The following is a 1,276-nucleotide window of genomic DNA, read 5'->3' as shown; positions in this document are numbered from 1 at the left end:
TGAGACGCCCCGAAATTTCCGGACAGCTTTCGTATGGCTAATTCATGCTGCGAGCTGTCGGTTCAGGTACTCGTTGTGGACCTCTAATGGGGTCTTGTAGTCGAGACCCGAGTGGAGACGTTGTCGATTATAGAAGCCTTCGATGTATTTGACAACCTCCTGGCGCACCTGTGCGCGCGTGGTGAATGTCATGCGATTCGTCCACTCGTTCTTCAGGGTACCGAAGAAGGATTCGGCCATGGCGTTATCCCAGCAGATTCCGGTACGCCCGACGGATTGCCGCATATCTTTGTTGGCGAGCGTGGTGGCGAATTCGTAGGACGTGTAGTTCGAGCCGCGATCGGAATGGAAGATGCATCCTGGTCTAATGTCGATCGTGCCGGCCGCGGAATCCAGAGCAGCGGTGATCAGTGATGTCTTGTAATGATCGGCCATGGCCCAGCCAACCACCATTTTCGAGTAGCAGTCGATGACCGTCGCCAGGTAGACCCAGCCCTCATCGGTGGCGAGGTAGGTAATGTCGCCGACCAGCTTCGTGCCGGGCTCGGTGGCGGTGAAGTCGCGCGCGACGAGATCGGGAATCCGGTGGGCCTGGTCGGCCTCGGTCGTGGTCGGCCGCCACGGGCGCGGCTGGCAGGACACCAGGCCCTGGTGGCGCATGAGCTCGCGGACCAGCTCGTCGGACACCTGCTCGCCCGAACGCAGCAGCACCGCATGGACGCGCCGGTAGCCATAGGTGCCGTGGTTGGCCTCGAAGATCGCCGTGATCATCGCCGCCAGCCGCTCACGTCGGCGGGCCGCCAGCGACGGTGCCCGGTCGCGCCACTCGTAGTAGCCCGCCCTCGACACGCCCAGCCAAGCGCACATCTTGCTGATCGGGAAATTGTCCTTCTCGCCGTCGATGAACGCGAACTTCGTGCTCACCGATACTCCTGGGCGAAGAAGGCCGCAGCTTTTCCCAGGAACTCGTTCCGCGTCTTCAGTTCCCGGTTCTCCCGCTCGAGTTCCCGCAGCCGCGCACGCTCGGACACCGACAACGGTTCCTCGTCTACCGGATTCTCCTTCCGATACGCAGCTACCCAGTTTCCGAGCGTGCCCGGGTTGATTCCCAACTCTCGAGCTACCTGCGCAATCGGACGATCACCGTTCGCCACCATCTTGACCGCTTCATCCCGAAACTCGGGAGAAAACTTCCGCCGCCGTTCCGGCATTGCACATCCTCCAATCCAGACCAGACCTTATTAGGCCCACTGTCCGAAAAGTGGGAGGCGCGCCA

General features: G+C 61.3%; 1 protein-coding gene. It reads right to left on the bottom strand.

All coding sequences use genetic code 11. The features are described from left to right. Positions 1-42: 42 nt before the first annotated feature. Positions 43-1,211 (bottom strand): IS3 family transposase gene (locus AB0878_RS49385; RefSeq protein WP_366590655.1). Its coding sequence is split into 2 segments (ribosomal slippage): positions 43-959 and positions 959-1,211, totalling 1,170 coding nucleotides; the frame shifts between segments, so codons are not numbered across the junction. Between the last annotated feature and the right edge of the window lie 65 nt (positions 1,212-1,276).

Origin of the sequence: Amycolatopsis sp. NPDC047767 (genome assembly GCF_040704195.1) — a bacterium.
GTDB lineage: Bacteria > Actinomycetota > Actinomycetes > Mycobacteriales > Pseudonocardiaceae > Amycolatopsis.
This window is presented reverse-complemented; position numbering and strand designations above follow the sequence as displayed.